This is a genomic window from Microbacterium sp. UMB0228, from assembly GCF_002871415.1.
Taxonomy (GTDB): domain Bacteria; phylum Actinomycetota; class Actinomycetes; order Actinomycetales; family Microbacteriaceae; genus Microbacterium.
Map to the genome: position 1 here is coordinate 739,077 of NZ_PNFU01000001.1, position 20,157 is coordinate 759,233.

A 20,157-nucleotide genomic window follows, 5' to 3' on the forward strand; every position below is an offset into this window, starting at 1 on the left:
TACCTGATCGGCTGGGCGCTGCTGGTCACGATGCTCGACGCCGTCGCCTTCGCCGTCCTCGTCGGGCGCGGACACGTGCGGTCGCGGCGCACCGCCGCGTGGTTCTGGTGCGCGGCGCTGCTGCTCCTCGGACCCATCGCGCTGTACCGCATCGATGCCGTCACCGTGCCGATCGCCGTCGTGGCCGGCCTCTGGCTGGTGACCCGCCCGACCATCGCCGCGACGCTGCTGACCATCGGCGCCTGGATCAAGATCTGGCCCGGTGCGCTCCTCCTCGCGGCGGTCGTGGCCGCGAGGGCGCGGCTGCGGATGCTCCTGGCCGCCGCGGTCGTCACCGCCGGTGTGGTGGCGGTGCTCCTGCTGCTCGGCGCCGACACCGAGATCTTCGGCGTCCTCGCCGCGCAGACCGGCCGGGGACTCCAGATCGAGGCGGTCGCTGCAACGCCGTTCCTCTGGATGGCCGTGACGGGGGCCGCCCGCATCGAGTACAGCTACGACATCCTCACCTTCCAGATCGTCGCGCCGGGCGCGGAGGCCCTCGCGACGATCCTCACCCCGCTCCTGGTGCTCGCCGCCGCCGTCGTCACCGTCGTCGGCGGGGTCAAGGCCGCCCGCGGCGCGTCGTTCGCGCGGCTCTTCCCGCCGCTGGCCCTGCTCCTGGTGACGGTGCTCATCGCGCTGAACAAGGTCGGCTCGCCGCAGTTCCAGACCTGGTTGCTCGCCCCCGTGATCCTGTGGCTCGTGCTCGACCGCGGCCGGGCGCGCACCGCCGCCGCCCTCGTGCTCGCGCTGTGCGTGCTCACGTGTCTCGTGTATCCGCTGAGCTATGACGGGCTGCTGCGTGCCGAAGCCGCCCCCGTCCTGCTGCTCACGATGCGCAACGTCCTGCTCGTCGTCCTCGCCGCCGTGAGCGCCGTCGCGCTCGCGCGGGTCCCCGCCGTCCGTCGTCCCCGAACCCAGGAGTGAACCCATGCTGATCGCCTTCTCCGTCGCCCCCAGCGGCACGCCCGCCGACGGTGCCGAGCGCACCGATGCCTCCGTGCATGACGCGGTCGCCGCGGCCGTGCGCGTCGTCCGCGCGTCGGGACTCCCGCACCGCACGACGAGCATGTTCACCGAGATCGAGGGGCCCGACTGGGACACGGTCATGGACGTGGTCAAACGCGCGACCGAGGCGGTCCTGCCGTACGGATCGCGAGTGTCCCTCGTCCTCAAGGCGGACATCCGCCCCGGGTACACGGGGGAGCTCGACGCCAAGGTCGAGCGCCTGGAGGCGGCGATCGAGGAGTCCGACGACCGGTAAGCTGAACCGGTGAATCCCTCGACACCTTCGAGGGGTGCGGCGAAGTGGGCGCTCCTCTCCCTCGCCATCGGCAGTTTCGGCATCGGCATGACCGAGTTCGTCGTCATGGGCCTGCTGCCGAACATCGCCGCCGACCTCCTCCCGTCCGTCTGGGCGTCGAGCCAGGAGGAGGCACTGAGCCAGGCCGGCTGGCTGATCTCGTTGTACGCACTCGGCGTGGTCATCGGCGCCCCGACCATCGCCGGCTTCGTCGCCCGCTATCCGCGGCATCGGGTGATGATCGTGCTCGCCCTCGCGCTGACCGTCTTCAACGCCCTCACCGTGGTGCTGCCGACGTTCGAGCTCGTCGGGGTCTCGCGCTTCCTCGCCGGGCTCCCGCACGGCGCCTACTTCGGCATCGGAGCGCTGGTCGCCGCCGACGTGATGGGGCCGGGAAACCGTGCCAAGGGCGTCGCGTTCATCCTCACCGGCCTCACGGTCGCCAATGTCGTCGGCGTGCCGCTGGGCACCTTCCTCGGCCAGGAGTGGGGCTGGCGGGCCGCCTTCGCGGTCGTCGCGCTCGTCTTCGCGCTCGCCACCGTCTTCATCGCGCTGTTCGTGCCCGCGCACCCGAGGAACCCCGGACGCACGATGCGAGCGGAGCTCGGGGTGTTCCGCATCGGTCAGGTCTGGTTCACGCTCGGCGTCGGGGCGATCGGCTTCGGCGGGTTCTTCGCCGTCTACAGCTACATCGCCCCGCTCGTGACGGAGGTCGCCAGATCGCCAGACTGGGTCGTGCCGATCGTGCTCGTGCTCATGGGGCTCGGCATGACGGGCGGGAACCTCGTCGGCGGTCATCTGGCCGACATCGACCTCCGCCGGACGCTGCTGCTGGGCCTCGCCGCGATGGCCGTCGTGTTCGCTCTCCTCGCCGTGCTCTCGTTCTGGATCGTGAGCCTGAGCCTCGTGGTCGTCCTCGTCGGGTTCGTCTCGTCCGTGCTCAGCCCGACGATCCAGACGCGGTTGATGGACGTGGCCGGCGACAACCAGTCCATCGCGGCGGCCATGAACCACTCCGCCCTGAACATCGGCAACAGCCTCGGCGCCTTCCTCGGCGGCATCGTGATCGCGATCGGCTGGGGCTTCACGGCACCGGCGTGGACCGGGGCGGTGCTCGCGGTGGCCGGACTCCTCATCGCCCTGGTGTCGTACCGCGTGGAGGCACGGCGGGTCGCGCAGACGCCGGTCCTCGCGTCGTAGAGTGACGGGGTGACCGCTCTCGACGACGACCTCCCGCTCGCCGGAACCGTCGTGCTGCTGCGCCCGAGTCCCGGTGGCTTCGAGGTGCTGCTGCTGCGCCGTCCGTCGCGAGGCTCCTTCGCGGACGCCTGGGTGTTCCCCGGGGGGAAGGTCGAGCCGGAGGATCGGCGGGCGGGCGCGGCGGACGTCGAGGACGCGCGCCGGGCCGCCGCCCGGGAGACCGCGGAGGAGGTCGGACTCGTCGTCGACGACCTGGTGCCGCTGTCGGAGTGGCGCCCGCCCGCGGAGGCGCCCGTGCGGATCCGCACCTGGTTCTTCCTCGCCCTCGCGCCGGACGTCGAGCCGTCGCCTGCCGCCGACGAGGTCGTTGAGCTCGCCTGGGTGTCACCGGACACGGCCTTCGAGCGGCACGCGGCGGGGGAGTGGCGGCTCTTCCCGCCCACCTGGCTCACGCTGCACCGGCTCTCCGCCTTCACCGACGTCGAGGCCGCGCTGGCCTCCGGCGGGGCGGTCGAGCTGTTCCAGACGGAGGTGCGCGACGGGGGCCGGGCGTTCGGCTGGGCGCAGGGGACCCTCCACGCCCACACCCTGCCGTGGCGGTTCGACCCGGCCTGACGCGGGTCAGGCGTCGAGCAGGCGCCGCAGGTGCGTGCCGACGGCCTCGGTCTCGATGAGGAACCCGTCGTGGCCGAAGTCGCTCGTGAGCACCACCGCCTCGCCGTCGAGCACGTTCCGGATGCTCCGGGCGATCCGCTGCTGACCGTCGACGGGGAAGAGGCGGTCGCTGTCGATGCCGAGGACGAGGGTCGTCGCGGTCACCGCCTTCAGGGCCTCCTCCACGCCGCCGCGGCCCCGGCCGACGTCGTGCGAGTTCATGGCCTCGACGAGGGTGATGTAGCTGTTGGCGTCGAAGCGGCGCGTGAACTTGTTCCCGTGGAAGTCGAGGTAGGACTCGACGGCGAAGCGTCCGCCGTGGCCGAGCGGCGACACGTCCGACTGCCAGGAGCGCTGAAACCGCTGGTTGAGCTCGATCGGGCTGCGGTAGTTCAGCAGCGCCATGCGGCGGGCGAGGGCCAGGCCGCGGTGCGGGCCGTCGCCGTCCGCGAGGTCGTAGTACTCGCCGCCCTGGAAGCGCGGGTCCATGCGGATGGTCTCGAGCTGCACGGTGTTGAGCGCGATCTGGTCGGCGGTGGTGACCGGGGGCGAGGAGAGCACGGCGAGGCGCTGCACGCGGTCCGGCTGCGCCACGGCCCACTCGAGCGCATGCATGCCGCCCATCGAGCCGCCGACCACCGCCGCCCAGCTGTCGATGCCGAGCGCGTCGGCCAGGCGCACCTGCGCGGCCACCTGGTCGCGGATGGTGAGGTAGGGGAAGCGCGACGCCCACTCGTAGCCGTCCGGGGCGATGCTCGCGGGGCCGGTCGATCCCTGGCAGCCGCCGAGCATGTTCGGCGCGATCACGAACCACTCGTCGGTGTCGAGGGGCGCACCGGGGCCGACGACGTCCTCCCACCAGCCGGCGGTCGGGTGGCCGGCACCGGCGTCTCCGCGCACGTGGCTGTCCCCGGTGAGGGCGTGCAGGACGAGCACGGCGTTGTCGCGCGCGGCGTTGAGCTCGCCCCAGCTCTCGTACGCGAGGCGGATGCCGGGGAGCTGAGCTCCGCTCTCCGTGTCGAAGGCGCCGAACGCGGCGAATCGGCGGCCGCCGACGGGGTCGCCGTCGCGCCAGGCGCCGGTGGCCGGTGGTCGGGCACGGAGCAGCCGGACGTCGGCCTCCGTCACCGGTGCCGACGGCACCGTGTCCTCGGAGGTCGTCTGCCAGTCCATGTCTCCATTCTCGCCTGGCCGGTCGGTCCCGGCCCGCAGGTTACGACACCGGGAACGACGAAGGCCCCGGACCGTGCGGTCCGGGGCCTTCGCGGAGAGGATGCTCAGGCGCGCGCGGCCTCGGAGACGGCGCGGGCGGCGGCGAGTGCCTGGTCGAGATCGGCCTTGAGGTCCTCGATGTTCTCGAGTCCCACGGACAGGCGCACGAGGCCGGGGGTCACGCCCGCGGTGAGCTGCTGCTCGGGCGTGAGCTGCGCGTGCGTCGTGGAGGCCGGGTGGATCACGAGCGAGCGCACGTCGCCGATGTTGGCGAGGTGGCTGAACAGGGAGAGGCTGTTGACGAACTCGCGTCCGGCCTCGACACCGCCCTTGAGCTCGAACGACAGCACGGCGCCGACACCCTTCGGGGCGTACTCGTTCGCCTTGGCGTACCAGGGCGAGGACGGCAGGCCGGAGTAGTTGACCGCGGCCACGTCGTCGCGGCTGTCCAGCCACTCGGCGATCTCCTGGGCGTTCTGCACGTGGCGCTCGATGCGCAGGGACAGCGTCTCGACACCCTGGATGAGGTTCCACGCGCTCTGCGGGGCGATGGCCGAGCCGAGGTCGCGGAGCAGCTGGACCCGGGCCTTGATGATGTAGGCGAGCGGGTCGCCGACCGCGGCCGTGTAGCTGGCGCCGTGGTACGACGGGTCCGGCTCGGTGAGTCCGGGGAACTTCTCGACGTTCTCCGACCACGCGAACGAACCGCCGTCGATCACGACGCCGCCGATCGTGGTGCCGTGGCCGCCGAGGAACTTCGTGATCGAGTGGACGACGATGTCGGCGCCGTGCTCGAACGGGCGGATGAGGTACGGGGTGGCGATCGTGTTGTCGACGATCAGCGGGACGCCGTTCTCGTGCGCGATGTCGGCGACCGTGCGGATGTCGAGCACGTTGATCTGCGGGTTGCCGATGGTCTCCGCGAAGAAGAGCTTCGTGTTCGGGCGGACGGCGCGACGCCACTCCTCGGGGTCGTCCTGGTTCTCGACGAAGGTGACCTCGATGCCGAGCTTGGCGAGCGTGTACTTGAAGAGGTTGTAGGTGCCGCCGTAGATCGAGCTCGACGCGACGAAGTGGTCGCCAGCCTGCGCGATGTTGAGGATCGCGAAGGTGGAGGCGGCCTGACCGCTGGAGAGGACGAGGGCGCCGGTGCCCCCTTCGAGCGCGGCGAGGCGCTGCTCCAGGACGTCCTGGGTCGGGTTCTGGATGCGGGTGTAGATGTTGCCGAACTCGGCGAGCGCGAAGAGGTTCGCGGCGTGGTCGGCGCTGTCGAACACGTAGGACGTGGTCTGGTAGATCGGGGTCGCCCTGGCCTTGGTGACGGGGTCGGGGGCGGCGCCCGAGTGGATCTGCTTGGTCTCGAAACGCCAGGTCTCGGGTGCGGACATGTGTTCCCCCTGGAACGGTCGGAAGGTCGGATGGGCGGGTGCCCTTGCAGCGAGAGTACGGAATATCGGTCCGTGTCAACAACGACCGGGAAATGTGACGTAACACGGCGAGGGGGCCGGGAACGGGCGGAACCCGCGCGGACATCGTACGGTGGAGGACATGGCCAACAGACGTGCAGTGGTGACAGGTGCGAGTTCCGGGATCGGTCAGGCGACGGTGCGGGTGCTGCGGTCTCGGGGGTGGGACGTCGTGGGCGTCGCCCGTCGTGCGGACCGGCTCGCCGCCCTGTCCGCCGAGACCGGGGCGTCGACGATCGCCTGCGACCTGACCGACGACGCCGCGGTGGCGGAGCTCCTCGGGGAGATCGAGCGCACCGGACCCGTGCACGCCCTCGTCCAGGTCGCCGGTGGCGCGCGAGGGACCGACCGCGTCGAGGACGCCGCGCTCGCCGACTGGCAGTGGATGTACGACGCGAACGTGCTCGCGACCCAGCGCCTCGTCGCCGGGCTGCTGCCGATGCTCCGTCGCACCGCGGACGCGGACGGACACGCCGACCTCCTGTTCGTGACCTCGACGGCCGCGCAGACCGCCTACCCGGGTGGCGCGGGCTACAACGCGGCGAAGGCGGCCGAGGCGATGGTCGTCCGTGCGCTGCGTCAGGAGCTGAACGGCGAGCCGCTCCGGGTGGCCGAGGTCGCTCCGGGGATGGTGCACACGGAGGAGTTCACGCTGAACCGGCTCGGGGGCGACGCCGTCGCCGCGGAGGCCGTGTACTCCGGGGTCGAGGCACCCCTTCGCGCCGAGGACGTGGCGGACGTGATCGCCTACGCCCTGGACGCTCCTGCCCACGTGAACCTCGACCTCGTCACGATGCGGCCCGTCGCCCAGTCGGCGCAGCACCTGCTCGCCCGAGGCCCGCTGCGGGTCCGGCCCGTCGAGTGAGCGGAGGTCGCACCCTCGCGGAACTCGCCGACGAGGGACTGATCGACGCGGGATGGGCGGAGGCGCTGGCCCCGGTGCAGGACACCATCACGGCGCTTGGCGAGCGGCTGCGCGCCGAGCAGGCGGCCGGTCACGGATATCTCCCCGCGGGACCGAACGTGCTGCGCGCCTTCCGGCGACCACTCGCCGACGTGCGTGTGCTCATCACGGGCCAGGACCCGTATCCGACCCCCGGCCACCCGATCGGGCTGTCGTTCGCCGTGGACCGCGACGTGCGGCCGCTGCCGCGGAGCCTGACGAACATCTACAAGGAGCGGGAGGCCGACCTCGGCCTCCCGCCCGCACCGCACGGAGACCTCACCGCGTGGAGCGATCAGGGCGTGCTGCTGCTCAACCGCGTTCTGACGGTGCGCCCAGGAGCGGCCGCCTCCCACCGCGGCTGGGGATGGGAGCAGGTGACGGAGCTCGCGATCCGCACCCTCGTGGCCCGGGAACAGCCGCTCGTCGCGATCCTCTGGGGGCGTGACGCGGCGAACCTCCAGCCCCTCCTCGGCGACACCCCCGTGATCGCCTCCGCGCATCCGTCCCCTCTCTCCGCGAGCCGTGGCTTCTTCGGCTCCCGGCCCTTCTCCCGCGCGAACGCGCTCCTGGAGGGACTCGGCAGTGCTCCGGTGGACTGGAGGGTGGAGGGCGAGGGGTCCGGCTCTCTAAGCTGAGCGCATGCAGTTCGAGCCGGGGGACCGCCGCCGCGTTCTCCCGCGTCATCTGCGACCGGCGACCGCGCCGGACACGTTCTCCTACGTCATCAGACCGGCACGCGCGGCCGATCTGCCGCACGTGCGGGAGATCTACAACCACTTCGTCAGCAATTCGGCCGTCACCCTGGACGAGCGCCGCAGCAGCATCCCGTACTGGCGGGACAAGTTCACCCTGCTGGAGCGGCTCGGGCTGCCGTTCCTCGTGGCGGTGTCGCCCTCCGGCGCCATCCTCGGGTATGCGCTCGCGCAGCCGTGGGCGGGCAAGAACGCCTACCGGTATACGGTCGAGGACTCGATCTACCTCGGCCCCGGCGCGGCCGGCAAGGGCCTCGGGTCGGCCCTTCTGCAGGCGCTGATCGCCGCGTGCGAGCAGCGGGGGCTCCGGGAGATGGTCGCCGTCATCAGCGACCAGGGTGCGGAGGCCTCGATCCGGTTGCACGAGAAGCTGGGGTTCGTGGAGGCCGGTCGCATGGGGCGCGTCGGCCACAAGTTCGGCCGCGACCTCGGCACCGTCTACCTGCGCCGGGCGCTCCGCCCGTCCCGCCCTCGCCGCCGTCTCTCGCTCTTCCCGCGCTGACCCTTCGACCCACCCCCTTGCGTGCCTCCCACCCCGTTGCGGGCGCACGCAACGGGCCGGGGCGGCCGCAAAGGGGTGGGTCGGCGGTCAGGCGTCGGGGATGACGGGGATCGCGGAGAGCAGGGTGCGGGTGTAGTCCGCGGTCGGGTGCAGGAGCACGTCGCGGGTCGGACCGCGCTCGACGATGCGGCCGTCCTTCATGACGACGACCGTGTCGCAGAGGTTCTGCACCACGCCGATGTCGTGCGACACGAGCAGCAGCGTGAGCTCGTCCGCGACTCGCAGCTCCGCGAGCAGCTCGAGGATCTGTGCGCGCACCGTGACGTCCAGCGCCGACAGCGGCTCGTCGCCCACGAGGATCCGCGGACGATGGACGAGAGCGCGGGCGAGAGCGATCCGCTGCCGCTGCCCGCCGGAGAACTCGTGCGGATAGCGATCGCCCATCTCGGGGTCCAGGCCGACCCGGGCGATGACCTCGCGCACCCGTGCCCGATGGTCGCCGTCGACGCCGAGGGCCCACAACGGCTCCCGCACGATCTGCCCCGCCGTCATCCGGGGGTCGAGCGAGGCATAGGGATCCTGGAAGACGAGACCCGTCTGCCGGCGCAACCAGTGCAGCGATCGCGCGGAGGCGCCGGCATCGACGAGCCGGCCGTCGACCGACACGGTTCCCGCGGTCGGTCGGTCCAGGCCCAGCAGGAGTCGCACGAGCGTCGACTTCCCCGAGCCGGACTCGCCGATGATCCCCAGGGAGGCGCCCTCGGGCACGTCGAGGTCGGTCGGCTGGAGCGCCGTCTGCCGCCGCGTGCGCTCGAACGCCGTCCGCTTCGGCGCGACGAAGTCCCGTCGCAGCCCGCGCGCTTCGATCAGACTCATGCCTCTCCTCCCTCGGGCCGCCACAGCGTCGCGGTCGCGTCCCGCAGCAGCCCCTGCGTGACAGGAGAGGTCGGCGCGGTCAGCAGCCGCGACACCGGTGCGCTCTCGACGACGCGACCGTGCTCCAGCACGACCCCCTCCGTCGCCACCTGGGACAGCACCGCGAGGTCGTGCGTGATGAACAGGAGCGACATGCCTTCGTCGGCGACGAGCCCGAGCAGCAGGGACAGGATCTCGGCCTGGATCGTCACGTCGAGGGCCGTCGTGGGCTCGTCCGCGATCAGCAGCCGCGGACGGCAGGCGAGGGCCATCGCGATCGCGACGCGCTGCCGCTGGCCGCCGGAGAGCTGGTGCGGATACCGGTCGACGATGGTCTCCGGGTCGGGGAGTCGCACGCGGGCGGCTTCCGCGATCGCCCGGTCACGGGCCTCGCGTCGGCCCAGGCCTTCGTGGATGCGGATGGACTCCGCGATCTGGCGGCCGACCGTCCGGATCGGGTTGAGCGCCGTCCGGGGTTCCTGGAACACGATGCCGATGTCGTCGCCGCGCAGCCGGGCGAGCTCACGGTCCGGCATCCCGATCAGCTCGGTGCCGTCCCACCGGATGCTCCCGTGTACCGTCGCCCCCTCCGGCAGCAAACCGAGCACGGCGAGCGCCGTGAGGGACTTGCCGGAGCCCGACTCGCCGATCACCCCGAGGCGGGTGCCGTCGGGGACCTGGAGCGAGACGCCGTCGGCCACGCGGCGTCCGTCGATCTCGATGACGAGATCCTCGACCGTCAGACTCATGCGACCACCGCCGGTGTGTGCGTCTCGGCGGCACGGTGCCGCAGGGTGGGGTCCGTGGCTTCGCGGAGCCCGTCGCCGAGCAGGTTGAGGGCGAGCACGGTCAGGGTGATCGTGAGCCCGGGCCAGATCACGGTGAGAGGGTGCACGCCGATGTAGCGCTGGAGATCCGCGAGCAGCAGCCCCCAGCTCGGTTCCACGACCGAGGCCCCGAAGCCGAGGTACGACAGGCCGGCCTCTGCGAGCACGGCGACGGCCATCGACCAGGAGAGCTGCACGATGAACACCGGAGCCACGTTCGGGAGGAGGTGGCGGACGAGGCTCTGCGCAGGGGTGAGGCCGGACGCGCGCGCGGCGAGCACGAAGTCGCTCTGCTGCACGCGACGCAGCTCCGGCCGCGTGACCCGCGCGATGTTCACGCCGAACCCGATCCCCACCGCCCAGATCACGACCCAGAGCGATCCGCCCCACACCGACGAGATCATCATCGCGATCAGCAGCACGGGGAAGGCGATGAGGATGTCGACGAACACGGCGACCGTCTCCCGCACGAGCCGGGTGGTCAGGGCGCCGAGGGCGGCGAGGGCGATGCCGACGACGGTGGCCACGAGTCCCGCGCCGACACTGACGAAGACCGTGGTCCGCGCGCCCGCCATGAGCAGGCTCAGGATGTCCCGTCCCGTGTCGTCCGTCCCGAGCAGGTGCGGCCAGCCTGGCGACAGCCAGCGGTCGCCGATGTTCGAGGCCCGCGGGTCGAACGGCGTCCAGAAGAGGGACACGACGGCCGCCAGGGCGACGATGGCGATGACGATCAGTCCGAAGCGGCCGGTGGAGGTCCGCCAGAGCCGAGGGAACCAGCGCGTGCTCATGCGGCCTCCCGCTGTCGAGGGTCGATCGCCCGGTGCAGCAGATCCACGAGGAAGCCGACCACCAGCACGAAGCCGGTCAGCACGAGCAGCTCGCTCTGCACCTTGACGAGGTCGCGGGTGCCGACGTCGGTCACGAGCATGCGGCCGATGCCCGGAAGCGTGAACAGCTGCTCGATCACGACCGAGCCGACGATGATCCCGGCGACCTGGAGGCCGAGCACCGTGATGATGGAGAGCCCGACCGCCGGGATGCCGTGCTGGATGAGGGCGCGGGTCTTCGTCAGGCCCTTGGCGGCCGCGGTGCGGACGAAGTCCTGTCCGGCCGCCTGCAGGGTCGCGCTGCGCACGAAGCGCATGAGCATGGCGCCCTCGACGATGCCGATCGTGAGGGCGGGCAGCAGCAGCGCCTCGATCGCTCTGCCCGGTGTCGACCACCCGGTGCGGGGGAAGCCCTGGGGCGGCAGCCAGCCGAGCCACACGGAGAACACGACGATCAGCATCATGCCCGCCCAGACGACGGGGACGGCCGCGAGAGCCTGCGCGCCCACGCTGAGCGCCGTGCCGTCGCGGTGGCCGCGACGCAGGGCGGCGAGGATCCCGAACGGCACGGCGATGAGCACGGCGATCACCAGCGACATGATCCCGAGCGGAACGGTGACCTGTGCCTTCAGCAGCAGCTCCTCGCCGACGGAGGCGCCGGACAGCAGCGACGTGCCCAGGTCGCCGCGGAGGATGCCGCCGATCCAGTCGGCGTACTGCGCGAGCAGAGGCTGGTTCAGCCCCAGTGACTCCCGCAGCGCCTCGACCTCGGCGGGCGAGGCCTGGGTGCCGGCGATGAGCTGGGCCACGTCGCCGGGGAAGACGCGCAACGTGAGGAAGATGAGCGCGCTCGACACGAGGAGCCCTGCGATCAGCAGGGCTCCTCGGACGAGCGCGTAACGCAGCACGGAGCGTCGACCGTCGTCAGCTCACGGCGGAGACGGTCACACCCGCGAGGTTGATGCGCGAGTTGATCGAGTCCTCCGGGAAGCCGCTGACGACCGGATTCACGGCGGTGATGGTCTGACCGTTGTAGAGCCAGTCCGCCGCGTGGTCCTCGGAGACGATCCGGGCCGCCTCGGCGAGGAGCTTCGCGGAGGCCTCGGGATCGACCTCGGCCAGCGCCTGCGTGTAGAGGTCCTGCACCTCGGCGTTGTCGTAGCCGAAGTAGTAGTCCGGGTTGGCGAAGTTGCCGAAGTCCCGCGGCTCGACGTGCAGGACGAAGCTCAGGTCGTAGTCCTTGTTGGTGTACACGTCCTCGAGCCAGGTCGGGAACTCCACGGAATCGACCTCGAGGTTCACACCCACCTTGTCGAAGTCCGAGATGAGGACCTTCGGGACGGTGGTGCCGTAGAACGACGGGATCGTCAGGGTGAGGTCGAGGTCCTCCTGGCCGGCCTCGGCGAGCAGCTCCTTGGCCCGCTCGGGGTCATAGGAGATGACGTCGGAGAGGTCCTCGTAGCCGGGGTCGAGCTCGGGGATGGGGCCGTACAGCGGGGTACCGGCGCCGACGGCCTCGATGAGGGCCTCATGGTCGATCGCCAGGCGCAGGGCCTCGCGCACCCGGACGTCGTCCAGCGGCGCCTTCTTGTTGTTGAAGGCGAGCGTGGCCTTGTCCGTCGTGCGTCCCGTCGTGAGGGTGAAGTCGCCCGAGTCCTCGAGCTGCGGAGCCAGGTTCGGGTCGACGGCGGTGAGCACGTCGACGTCGCCGGCGAGAGCGGCGTTCACCCCGGCCGTGAAATCGGGGATGTACTGGAACTCGACCTCGGCCACGCCGGCCGGCTCGCCCCAGTACTCGTCATTGCGGGCGAAGGTGATCGTGCTGCCCTTGTTCCAGCGCGTGAGGGTGAACGGCCCGGTGCCGTTCTCCGCGGTCTTCAGATCGGTGGTGTCGCCGTCCTTGAACACGAGCCCGGCAGGTCCGGTGAGGGCGAAGAGGAAGTTCTGGTTCGGCTGCGACAGCACGATCTCGACGGTCGTGTCGTCGGGAGCCGAGATCGAGGAGACGGACGCGAACTCCTCGTTGCCCTGCACCGTGTCATCGGTGCGGACGGTCTCGTAGGAGGAGACGACGTCGGCCGCCGTCAGGGGCGAGCCGTCGTGGAAGGTGATCCCGTCGTTGAGGGTGAAGGTGTACGTGAGGCCGTCGTCCGACACCTCGTACTCCGAGGCGAGCCGCTCCACGATCTCGTTCTCCTGCGTGCGGCTGACCAGTCCCTCGTAGATGTTGTCGATGAGGATCTGCTCCAGCGCGGCACCGCTGGTGTGCCGGATGTCGAGGTTGGTGGGCTCGAGCACGAGACCGACGTGCAGGGTGGCGTCGGGGTCGGGCTCGCCGCCCGTGGACGGGGCAGGCTCGGCGGAGCCGGAGCAGGCGCTGAGGATCACGGCGGTGGCCGCGAGCGCGGAGATCAGCGCGAGGCGTCGGTGACGTCGGAACATGGGTGTTTCCTCTCGGTGCGGCAGGTGCTGTGTGCCGGTGGGACGAGCCTAGGGTCGGGCGGGATTCGGCGCGGCGGACGTGGAACGGAGCGTCATATTCCGGCTGCGGTCGCCGAGCCGACGAGCAGGGCGAGGTCTCGGGGCGCCGTCTCCTGCACGTTGTGCGTGGCGTCCATCGCGACGACCCGCGCTTCCGGAAGGCGGCGCTGGAACTCCTCCGCGTCGGCAGCGCTCACAAAGCCCCGCTCGGCGCGGACGAGCGTGACGGGCGCGGTGACCGCCGCCAGATCGTCCCAGCCGGTCTCATGCAGGACCGACGGCGCCGTCGCGGTGCCGGGGTCGTGGGCGGCCAGAGCGGTGGCGGCGAGGTGGGCGAAGTGGTGCTTCCACTCGACGCGGCCGTCCGCGCGGACACGGGTGTTCAGGAAGACGCCGCGCTCGGTCTCGGGGCGAGTGCCGCCGAACCCCAGGGCCATCGCCTTGTCGACGAGCTCGTCGCGGGTCGCGAAGTCCGTGGGCCCGGCGTAGAACTCCCGGAGCGCCGCGGGGCCGGCGGACACATCGATCCCGGGCGTGATGTCGACGACGATCAGAGCGGCCACGAGGTCGGGCCGCGCCGCGGCGACGGCGGTGCCGGTGAGACCGCCGAGCGACTGTCCCACGAGGATCTGCGGCGCGGAGACCCACGCGTCCAGAGCGGCGACGACGTCGGCGGCGAGGGTGCGGGGGGAGTAGTCCGCGTCGTCGCGCCAGGAGGAGTCGCCGTGGCCGGCGAGGTCGATCGCCAGGAGCGGCTGCCCCAGCGCCAGCGCCGTCGTGTCCCAGGTGTGGGCGTTCAGGCCGGCGCCGTGCAGCAGCGTGATGCGCGGCGGCTCGGACCCGAAGCGCAGCCCGCTCACGACGCGACCCTCGGGGAGGGGGAGCGTCAGGCGCTCCACAGTCGGAAGCGGAACGCCGAGCGCGTCGGCCTGCGCGGGAAGATAGGAGAACTCGCTGGTGTCGATCGCCACGCGGCTATTCTGCGCCCCGATTCGACCTGGCGGGAAATGCCGGAGCAAAGTGACAAGCTGCGGGGCGGACCGACGGGGCGAAATGTAGAGTAACGGCACTTACGGGTTGGCAGTGTGCATTTCGGTGCGGCCGGTCCCGCACCGTCTCCCGCGCCCGGCGACGAATATCATGGAGGTATGACCGAACAGCGCGTGCACCTGTCCAAGACGGAGCCTGCGGCCTACCAGGCCCTCGATGCCTTCTCGAAGACGGTCGGCACGATCTGCGCCGAGAACGGGATCGACGATCGCCTGAAGGAGATCGTCATGATCCACTGCTCGCAGCTGAACGGCTGCAGCTACTGCACGCGGGTGCACGTGGACCGGGCGGTCGCCGCCGGGCTGGACGTCGACACGATCAGCCAGATCGCCGTGTGGCGGGAGAGCGGTGTGTTCAGCGATCGCGAGCGTGCCGCGCTCGAACTGGCTGAGGCCTTCACCTTCATCGCGGAGGACGGCATCTCGGACGAGGTCTACGACCTGGTCGGGAGTGTGTTCACCGAGAAGGAGTACGCCGCGTTGAGTTGGGCGTGCGTGTCGATCAACGCCTTCAACCGCATCGTCATCGCCGGGCGCTACCCGGTGCCCCCGCGCGGCCCCCGGGCGGGCGCGTGACGATCCTCGACGTCGAGGGCGTCACGAACGTCCGCGACGTCGGCGGGATCCCCGCGGAGGGTGGACGCATCCGCCCCGGCGTCCTGCTGCGCTCCGGCCAGCTCTCCACGGCGACCACGAACGGCGCGGCGCTCCTGCGGGCGACGGTGCGTCACATCGTCGACCTCCGCGACGGGGAGGAGGTCGCCGCGGAACCGAGCGAGATCGAGGGTCCGGAGACGACTCACCTGCCGCTGTTCCTCGGGTCCGTGCGCTCCTTCTTCGAATCCGACACGAGTCTCGACGACCTGTACCTGCATCTCCTGGAGGAGAGCGGGGAGCGCCTGGTCGCCGCTGTCCGGGTGATCGCCGCGGGCGAGCCGACCCTGGTGCACTGCACGGTGGGCAAGGACCGCACGGGGGTGACGGTCGCGCTGGCGCTCTCGGCGGTCGGCGCCGATCGGGATGCCGTCATCGCCGACTACGCCCTCACCGAGTCGCAGTTGCCGGCCGAACGCTCGCGGCGCATCGCCGCGTATCTGCGGTCGCAGCACCCCGAGGCGGTGCACGCGGTGGATCTCGCCACCCGCTCTCCCGCCGAGGTGATGCGTCGCCTGCTGGCCCAGGTGGACGAGCGCTGGGGGTCGGCGGCCGGCTACCTGCGCGCGAACGGCATGACAGAGGGGGAGCTCGCCGCGCTGCGCGAGGCCCTCGTCGAGCCCATGACGGAAGAAGGCGTCTTCGAAGGTTAGGCAAGCCTTCGCTTGGTGTACGATGGGATCACCATGGACACCACGCTCGACACCCGAGGCACGCGTGCGGCTCGCCGCGCGGCGCGCCGTCGCGCACACCACCTGGTGACCGCCGACGAGCACTCCCTGCTCGACCTCGAGGCGTTCCTCGCGACCCTCCCGCTGTGCGCGTCCGGTCGCATCTTCATCGAGGTTCCCGACGTCTCCGACATCGGCGTCATCCACGCGCCCGGTCGCATGACGGTCACCTGGCTCGCCCGCTCCGCGCGCTCCGGAGCCCCGGGAAGCGGTCGCGGCTGCGCGCCGGGGCAGGCCCTGGCCCGAGCCACCTGCGCATGGGCCGACGAGATGCTCGTCGACGACGAGGTCGAGACGCACGTCACGCTGCTCGGGGGCTACCTCGGCACGGCCGACATCGTCGAGCACCTCACCGACCGCCTCGGCGTGGCCGTGAACCGGATCCGCGTACCGGAGCGCTTCGGACTGCTTCCCGTCGAGGGCTGAGTCAGCGGGGGCGGCGCACGTAGTTGCCGTCTTCCAGCCCGGCTTCAATCTCGAAGCGGTTCCGCAGCGGGTCGCGTCCCGCGAACAGATAGAGCACCGGCATCAGGAAGCCGTAGCGCAGCCACTGCTGCTTGTGCACGGCCTCGTGGCGCAGCACGGCGTCGGTGGGCCGCGTGTCGCCGGTGAGGAAGCACCCGCCCACGCAGACGCCGCCGCGGTGGAAGGTCCATCGGGGCATGCCCCGGAACACCCAGAGACCGCCGCGCCGTTCGATCGGGCCGGTGCTCCACAGAGCGCCCCAGATCCAGCCGACGGCCGTGCCCCAGAGGTAGCCCAGGCGGCTGATCGGGGAGCGCAGCAGGAAGGAGGGGATGCGGCGGTCCGACCGTCGTCCGCGGGCGAGGCGTTCCGCCGCGACGGCCTCCCACCCCGGCGCCGGGCTCACGCGACGGCTCCGACGAGACGCAGGATCGCGCCGAGGTCGTCGACGGCGTCGGCCGGCGTGCGAGGGGCGAAGCCCGCGATGGTCGCCCCGGCGAGGGGGACGCGGCTCCGGAGCTCTCGGATCGCCGTGCTCAGGGACGCGGGGGTCACGCCGAAGGGCACGGCGGCGGAGACTCCGGCGAACGACGCCGGGTCGAGGACGTCGACGTCGATGTGCACCCACACCCGCTGCGCCCCCGTGGCCTGCACGGCGTCGGCGAGCGCCGCCGGGTCGTCCAGATCGGCCACCCCGAGATTCCGGAGGCGGTCCCATTCGCCGGTCTCCGCCTCGTCGAGGTTGCGGACACCCACGGTGACGACACGATCCCGGGGGATGCCGGGGGACAGGGCGAGCTGCGGTTCTCCCTCACCGAGGACGGCACGCAGCGCCATGCCGGAGAAGGCCCCGGACGGCGAGGTGTCCGGCGTGTGCAGATCGCCGTGGGCATCGCACCAGACCACGGCGAGGTCATCGGTACCGCCGGGGAGCGTGTCGAGTGCGGCGACGGTGATGCTGCAGTCGCCACCGATCAGCACGGTTCCGGCTTCGAGATGTCCGGCGACGAGCTGCCGCGTACGGGCGAGGGCGCTGAGCCTCCGGACACCCGTGCCCAGCGCCTCGCCGGCTTCGACCGGAACGTCGAGGACGGTCGTGGCCGCACGCGGCAGATCGCCGGCGATCGCCGACGCGCCGTCGACGAGGAGCATCGCGCGGGCGGCGGGCGAACCCTGCCACTGCGGCACGACCAGGAAACGCACCATGGGAGACCTCCCGGAGACGGAACCGCGGATGCCCGGGCGTGCGCCCGGGCATCCGCGTCGGTGTCAGTTGCCTTCGAGCGCCTGGCGCGGCGCGGTGCCGCCGGCCTTCAGCTCGGCGAGGCGCGCCTCGACCTCGGTCAGCTCGCCGAGGTCCTCGAGGCTCTCGAATTGGGCGTCGAGGCTCGACGCGGCGAGCTCCGCCTTGCCCTGGGCGAGAGCCTCCTGGCGGCGGACCTTGTCCTCGAACCGGCCGAGCTCGCTGGTGGGGTCGAGCACGTTGATGGAGCTGACCGCGTCCTGCACCTTGGTCTGCGCCTCGGCGACCTTGGCGCGGGCGAGGAGCTCGCTGCGCTTGTTCTTGAGCTCGTTGAGCTTGTCCTTCATGCCGTTCAGGCCGCTCTTGAGCTTGTCGACGATCTCCGTCTGGGCCGCGATCTGCGGTTCCGCGCTCGTCGCCTCCCGCTCGGCGCTGATCTGGCGCTGCAGGGCGATCTTCGCGAGGTTGTCGAACTTGTCGGCGTCGGCGGTGTTGCCCGCGCCGCGCATCTCGTCGGCCTTGCGGCTGGCGGCGAGGGCCTTGTTGCCCCACTCGTTGGCCGCCTGCACGTCTTCCTCGTGGTCGCGCTCCAGCAGCCGCAGGTTGCCGATGGTCTCCGCGATGGCGGACTCGGCGTCGGCGATGCTGTTGGTGTAGTCGCGGACGAGCTGGTCGAGCATCTTCTGCGGGTCCTCCGCAGAGTCCAGGAGGGCGTTGATGTTCGCGCGGACGAGGGTGGAGATCCGTCCGAAGATGGACTGCTTGGTCATGCGTGGTTCCTTTCAGAGGGGCGTCTTCGATAGCTTGGCGTATATGTCTGTGCGGGGGATCAGAAGCGTCGACCTCCGGAGCGTCCGCGTCCGCCGCCCCCGCGGGATCCGCCTCCGCCGAAGCCGGAGCTGCGGAAGCCGCCCGAGGAGCGCCAGCCGCTGCTGCGCCGGGACGAGCCGCCGCCCCCGCCGCCGGCGAGGAGTCCGCCGATGATCCCGCCGAGGATGTCCCCGCCGATGCCGGAGCCGCTGGAACGGGAGCCGGAGCCGCCGAAGACTCCGCCCCAGCCGTCGTCCGGATAGCCGCCGGGGGTGTATGCGCGGAGATCGGCCTCCGCGGCGGACGTGGCCTGGCGCGCGAGGTCGAGGGCGCGCTGGGCCTCGGCCAGGGCGTTCTCGACATCCGACGTGCGCAGGGTGAGAGCCTGGGTCAACGCGGCGTCGGCGGTCGCCAAGCGGGTGCGGGCGGTGGAGCCCACGGTGCCGCGGCGCGTCTCGATGAACTCCCGGGCGGCCCGGATCTCGGAGGCCGCCTGGGCCAGGGTCTGCTCCAGGAGCTGCTGGGCCCGTCGGGCGCGCTCCACGGCTTCGTGTCCCTGCGCGATCGCGCCGTCGATCTGGGCATTCGCCGCCGTGAGGGCGTCGAGGGCCCGCTGTGGGTTGCGTGGGGTGGCGACGAGGTCGGCCTGCGCCGTCTGCAGCTGTGCGGTCACCGCGTGGGACGCACTCGCCAGGGCACCGGTCGGGTCGGGCAGTTGCGCTGCCGCAGTGACATCGCTCTGGAGTTCGGTGACGAGCGCCTGCGCCTGCGCCTCGATGCCGGACAGCTCGGTGCCGAGCGCGGTGATCGCCTGGACCAGCTGCGCCGCCTGGGCCACCGCCTGCTCGGCCGTGCGGATCGCGAACGCCGCTTCACCGGTGCGCCCGTTCGCGAGGGCCTGGGCCGCGGCGTCGATCGCCCGATCGGCCAACGCCGCGCGCTCCTGGGCCTGCGCCGGGTTGTCCGTCACGGTGCTCAGGGCGGCCGGGTCGTAGGTCGCGGCGAGAGCGGCGAGGGCGGGAGCGGCCGAGGCGAGGAGCGGCGTCAGGTCGGCGCGCTCTCGTCGCACCCGCTCCAGCTCCTGCGGTGCGTTCTGCTCGAGCTGGCGCAGCTCGTCGAAGGCCTCGGTGTTGTCGTCGAGGATGTCGTCGATCTCGTCGGCAAGCCGGATGATGCGGATGTGCCACGCACGGCGGTCGTGGACGGAATCCTCGATCTCGTCGTCGAGCTTCTGCCGGAGGTCGAACGCCTCGGCGATCTTCGCCTTCGCCGCGTCGACGGCGCGGGAGAACTCCGCGGTCGCGCCCTCGCCGTATTGCGCCACGGCGAATCCCAGCTCCTCCCGGCTGGAGGTGATGGCGTCGTCCGCGCGCACGAGCGCGACGCCGGCCTGCTGCTCGACCTGGGCATCGGTGAGCGTGGAGAACGGGTCGGCGGGATCCGGGGTCTCCGGCATGGCGCCTCGCTCGCGGATGGCCGCGGTGCGGCGTGCGCGTCGGACCAGAGCGACGACGAGCCAGATGAGCAGGGCGGCCGCGACCACCCCGACGACGATCAGGGTGACGCGGAGCGCCCCGGCGCCCCCGTCCCCCTGGATCTCGTCCGCGGCCAGCGTGATCGCGCCGACCCAGTCGCCGTCGCCGGCGAGGGGCGCGATCGCGTCTTCGATGGCGGCGAGCTGCCCGTCGCTCAACGGCCCGGAGGAGTCCGCGGAGATGTAGAGGCTGCGGCCCTCGACGGCGATCGCGAGCAGGTACTGATCGGGGCCGAGCCGGTTGTCGTTCGCGACCTGATCGGCCCAGGCGACGCTGTCGCTCGGGTCGGTGAAGTCGTCGACGAGGACGACGAACAGGTCGGCGGAGGAGTTGTCGGTGAGCTCCTGCAGGCGCGACTCGACCTGTTCCTCCTCGGCGGGGGAGAGGACGTCGGCCTGGTCGGTGACATACCCGGAGTCGAGCGTGAGCGGATCGGTCGCGGACGCCGCCGAGGCGGACAGCGCACCCGTCGCGACCGCGAGGGCGAGAGCGCCCAGCGTCAGCCACCGTTTCGTCATCGTGTTCCCTCCGACCGGCAGCCGAGCC

The 20,157-nt window shown here is 71.6% G+C and carries 22 protein-coding genes; 10 read left to right on the forward strand and 12 right to left on the reverse strand.

Features of this window, described 5'->3' with window-relative positions; translation table 11 throughout:
* From CJ226_RS03575 to CJ226_RS03590, 4 genes are all read left to right on the forward strand, one after another.
* On the forward strand, positions 1 to 966 hold a 966-nt coding region (locus CJ226_RS03575), incomplete at its 5' end, for a hypothetical protein (protein ID WP_102208322.1).
* Between the two features lie 4 nt (positions 967 to 970).
* Entirely contained in the window at positions 971 to 1,303 is a 333-nt protein-coding gene (locus tag CJ226_RS03580; protein WP_062635094.1) for a thiamine-binding protein, read from the forward strand.
* A 9-nt stretch (positions 1,304 to 1,312) separates the two neighbouring features.
* On the forward strand, positions 1,313 to 2,542 hold the full coding sequence (locus CJ226_RS03585; RefSeq protein WP_102208323.1) for an MFS transporter: 1,230 nt from the start codon (positions 1,313 to 1,315) through the stop codon (positions 2,540 to 2,542).
* A 9-nt stretch (positions 2,543 to 2,551) separates the two neighbouring features.
* Positions 2,552 to 3,157 carry an NUDIX domain-containing protein gene (locus tag CJ226_RS03590; RefSeq protein WP_062635090.1) on the forward strand — a complete coding sequence of 202 codons (606 nt, stop codon included), beginning with the start codon at positions 2,552 to 2,554 and terminating at the stop codon, positions 3,155 to 3,157.
* A gap of 6 nt (positions 3,158 to 3,163) precedes the next feature.
* On the opposite strand, the gene CJ226_RS03595 is transcribed toward CJ226_RS03590, so the two are convergent.
* Both CJ226_RS03595 and CJ226_RS03600 read right to left on the reverse strand, forming a co-directional pair.
* A complete protein-coding gene (locus CJ226_RS03595; protein ID WP_062635088.1) occupies positions 3,164 to 4,369 on the reverse strand; it encodes a homoserine O-acetyltransferase in 1,206 nt (401 codons plus the stop codon).
* A 104-nt stretch (positions 4,370 to 4,473) separates the two neighbouring features.
* Positions 4,474 to 5,796: a bifunctional o-acetylhomoserine/o-acetylserine sulfhydrylase gene (locus CJ226_RS03600; protein WP_025103077.1), complete on the reverse strand. Its 1,323-nt coding sequence runs from the start codon at positions 5,794 to 5,796 to the stop codon at positions 4,474 to 4,476.
* Positions 5,797 to 5,956: 160 nt separating this feature from the next.
* Here CJ226_RS03600 and CJ226_RS03605 point away from each other — a divergent pair, with 160 nt between their 5' ends.
* The 3 genes from CJ226_RS03605 to CJ226_RS03615 are packed head-to-tail and all read left to right on the forward strand — an operon-like array spanning position 5,957 to position 8,074.
* Positions 5,957 to 6,739 carry an SDR family oxidoreductase gene (locus CJ226_RS03605; protein ID WP_180964519.1) on the forward strand — a complete coding sequence of 261 codons (783 nt, stop codon included), beginning with the start codon at positions 5,957 to 5,959 and terminating at the stop codon, positions 6,737 to 6,739.
* Positions 6,736 to 7,455 (forward strand): uracil-DNA glycosylase, encoded by a 720-nt coding sequence (locus CJ226_RS03610; RefSeq protein ID WP_102208325.1) that lies wholly within the window; start codon positions 6,736 to 6,738, stop codon positions 7,453 to 7,455. The genes CJ226_RS03605 and CJ226_RS03610 overlap by 4 nt, the downstream gene beginning before the upstream one ends.
* Positions 7,456 to 7,459: 4 nt before the next feature.
* Positions 7,460 to 8,074: a GNAT family N-acetyltransferase gene (locus CJ226_RS03615; protein ID WP_102208326.1), complete on the forward strand. Its 615-nt coding sequence runs from the start codon at positions 7,460 to 7,462 to the stop codon at positions 8,072 to 8,074.
* Between the two features lie 87 nt (positions 8,075 to 8,161).
* Here CJ226_RS03615 and CJ226_RS03620 read toward each other — a convergent pair whose 3' ends face one another.
* The 6 genes from CJ226_RS03620 to CJ226_RS03645 all read right to left on the reverse strand — a co-directional run bounded on the left by CJ226_RS03620 (position 8,162) and on the right by CJ226_RS03645 (position 14,095).
* Positions 8,162 to 8,950, reverse strand: a complete 789-nt coding sequence (locus CJ226_RS03620; protein WP_102208327.1) for an ABC transporter ATP-binding protein — start codon at positions 8,948 to 8,950, stop codon at positions 8,162 to 8,164.
* Entirely contained in the window at positions 8,947 to 9,738 is a 792-nt protein-coding gene (locus CJ226_RS03625; protein WP_102208328.1) for an ABC transporter ATP-binding protein, read from the reverse strand. The genes CJ226_RS03620 and CJ226_RS03625 overlap by 4 nt, the downstream gene beginning before the upstream one ends.
* Positions 9,735 to 10,604, reverse strand: a complete 870-nt coding sequence (locus CJ226_RS03630; RefSeq protein ID WP_102208329.1) for an ABC transporter permease — start codon at positions 10,602 to 10,604, stop codon at positions 9,735 to 9,737. Before CJ226_RS03630 ends, CJ226_RS03625 begins: the two co-directional genes overlap by 4 nt.
* On the reverse strand, positions 10,601 to 11,551 hold the full coding sequence (locus tag CJ226_RS03635; protein WP_071328318.1) for an ABC transporter permease: 951 nt from the start codon (positions 11,549 to 11,551) through the stop codon (positions 10,601 to 10,603). Before CJ226_RS03635 ends, CJ226_RS03630 begins: the two co-directional genes overlap by 4 nt.
* Before the next feature lie 16 nt (positions 11,552 to 11,567).
* A complete protein-coding gene (locus tag CJ226_RS03640; RefSeq protein WP_062635074.1) occupies positions 11,568 to 13,085 on the reverse strand; it encodes an ABC transporter substrate-binding protein in 1,518 nt (505 codons plus the stop codon).
* Positions 13,086 to 13,177: 92 nt separating this feature from the next.
* Entirely contained in the window at positions 13,178 to 14,095 is a 918-nt protein-coding gene (locus CJ226_RS03645; protein WP_102208330.1) for an alpha/beta fold hydrolase, read from the reverse strand.
* A gap of 177 nt (positions 14,096 to 14,272) precedes the next feature.
* Here CJ226_RS03645 and CJ226_RS03650 point away from each other — a divergent pair, with 177 nt between their 5' ends.
* Genes CJ226_RS03650 through CJ226_RS03660 form a run of 3 tightly spaced genes read left to right on the forward strand, consistent with a single transcriptional unit; the run spans position 14,273 to position 15,984 of the window.
* Positions 14,273 to 14,749, forward strand: coding sequence for a carboxymuconolactone decarboxylase family protein (locus tag CJ226_RS03650; protein WP_062635071.1), 477 nt, complete (start codon positions 14,273 to 14,275; stop codon positions 14,747 to 14,749).
* The gene (locus tag CJ226_RS03655; RefSeq protein ID WP_102208331.1) at positions 14,746 to 15,480 is read left to right on the forward strand and encodes a tyrosine-protein phosphatase; all 735 of its coding nucleotides are present in this window, start codon (positions 14,746 to 14,748) and stop codon (positions 15,478 to 15,480) included. Before CJ226_RS03650 ends, CJ226_RS03655 begins: the two co-directional genes overlap by 4 nt.
* A 33-nt stretch (positions 15,481 to 15,513) precedes the next feature.
* Positions 15,514 to 15,984 carry an SIP domain-containing protein gene (locus CJ226_RS03660; RefSeq protein ID WP_025103089.1) on the forward strand — a complete coding sequence of 157 codons (471 nt, stop codon included), beginning with the start codon at positions 15,514 to 15,516 and terminating at the stop codon, positions 15,982 to 15,984.
* 1 nt (position 15,985) lies between these two features.
* Here CJ226_RS03660 and CJ226_RS03665 read toward each other — a convergent pair whose 3' ends face one another.
* The 4 genes from CJ226_RS03665 to CJ226_RS03680 form a co-directional block, all read right to left on the reverse strand.
* Positions 15,986 to 16,429 carry a Fe-S oxidoreductase gene (locus tag CJ226_RS03665; RefSeq protein ID WP_102208332.1) on the reverse strand — a complete coding sequence of 148 codons (444 nt, stop codon included), beginning with the start codon at positions 16,427 to 16,429 and terminating at the stop codon, positions 15,986 to 15,988.
* Positions 16,426 to 17,229, reverse strand: a complete 804-nt coding sequence (locus tag CJ226_RS03670; protein WP_102208333.1) for an arginase family protein — start codon at positions 17,227 to 17,229, stop codon at positions 16,426 to 16,428. Before CJ226_RS03670 ends, CJ226_RS03665 begins: the two co-directional genes overlap by 4 nt.
* A gap of 63 nt (positions 17,230 to 17,292) precedes the next feature.
* Complete coding sequence (locus CJ226_RS03675) at positions 17,293 to 18,036, reverse strand: PspA/IM30 family protein (protein ID WP_025103092.1); 744 nt, start codon at positions 18,034 to 18,036, stop codon at positions 17,293 to 17,295.
* Positions 18,037 to 18,095: 59 nt separating this feature from the next.
* The gene (locus CJ226_RS03680; protein WP_102208334.1) at positions 18,096 to 20,129 is read right to left on the reverse strand and encodes a TPM domain-containing protein; all 2,034 of its coding nucleotides are present in this window, start codon (positions 20,127 to 20,129) and stop codon (positions 18,096 to 18,098) included.
* Between the last annotated feature and the right edge of the window lie 28 nt (positions 20,130 to 20,157).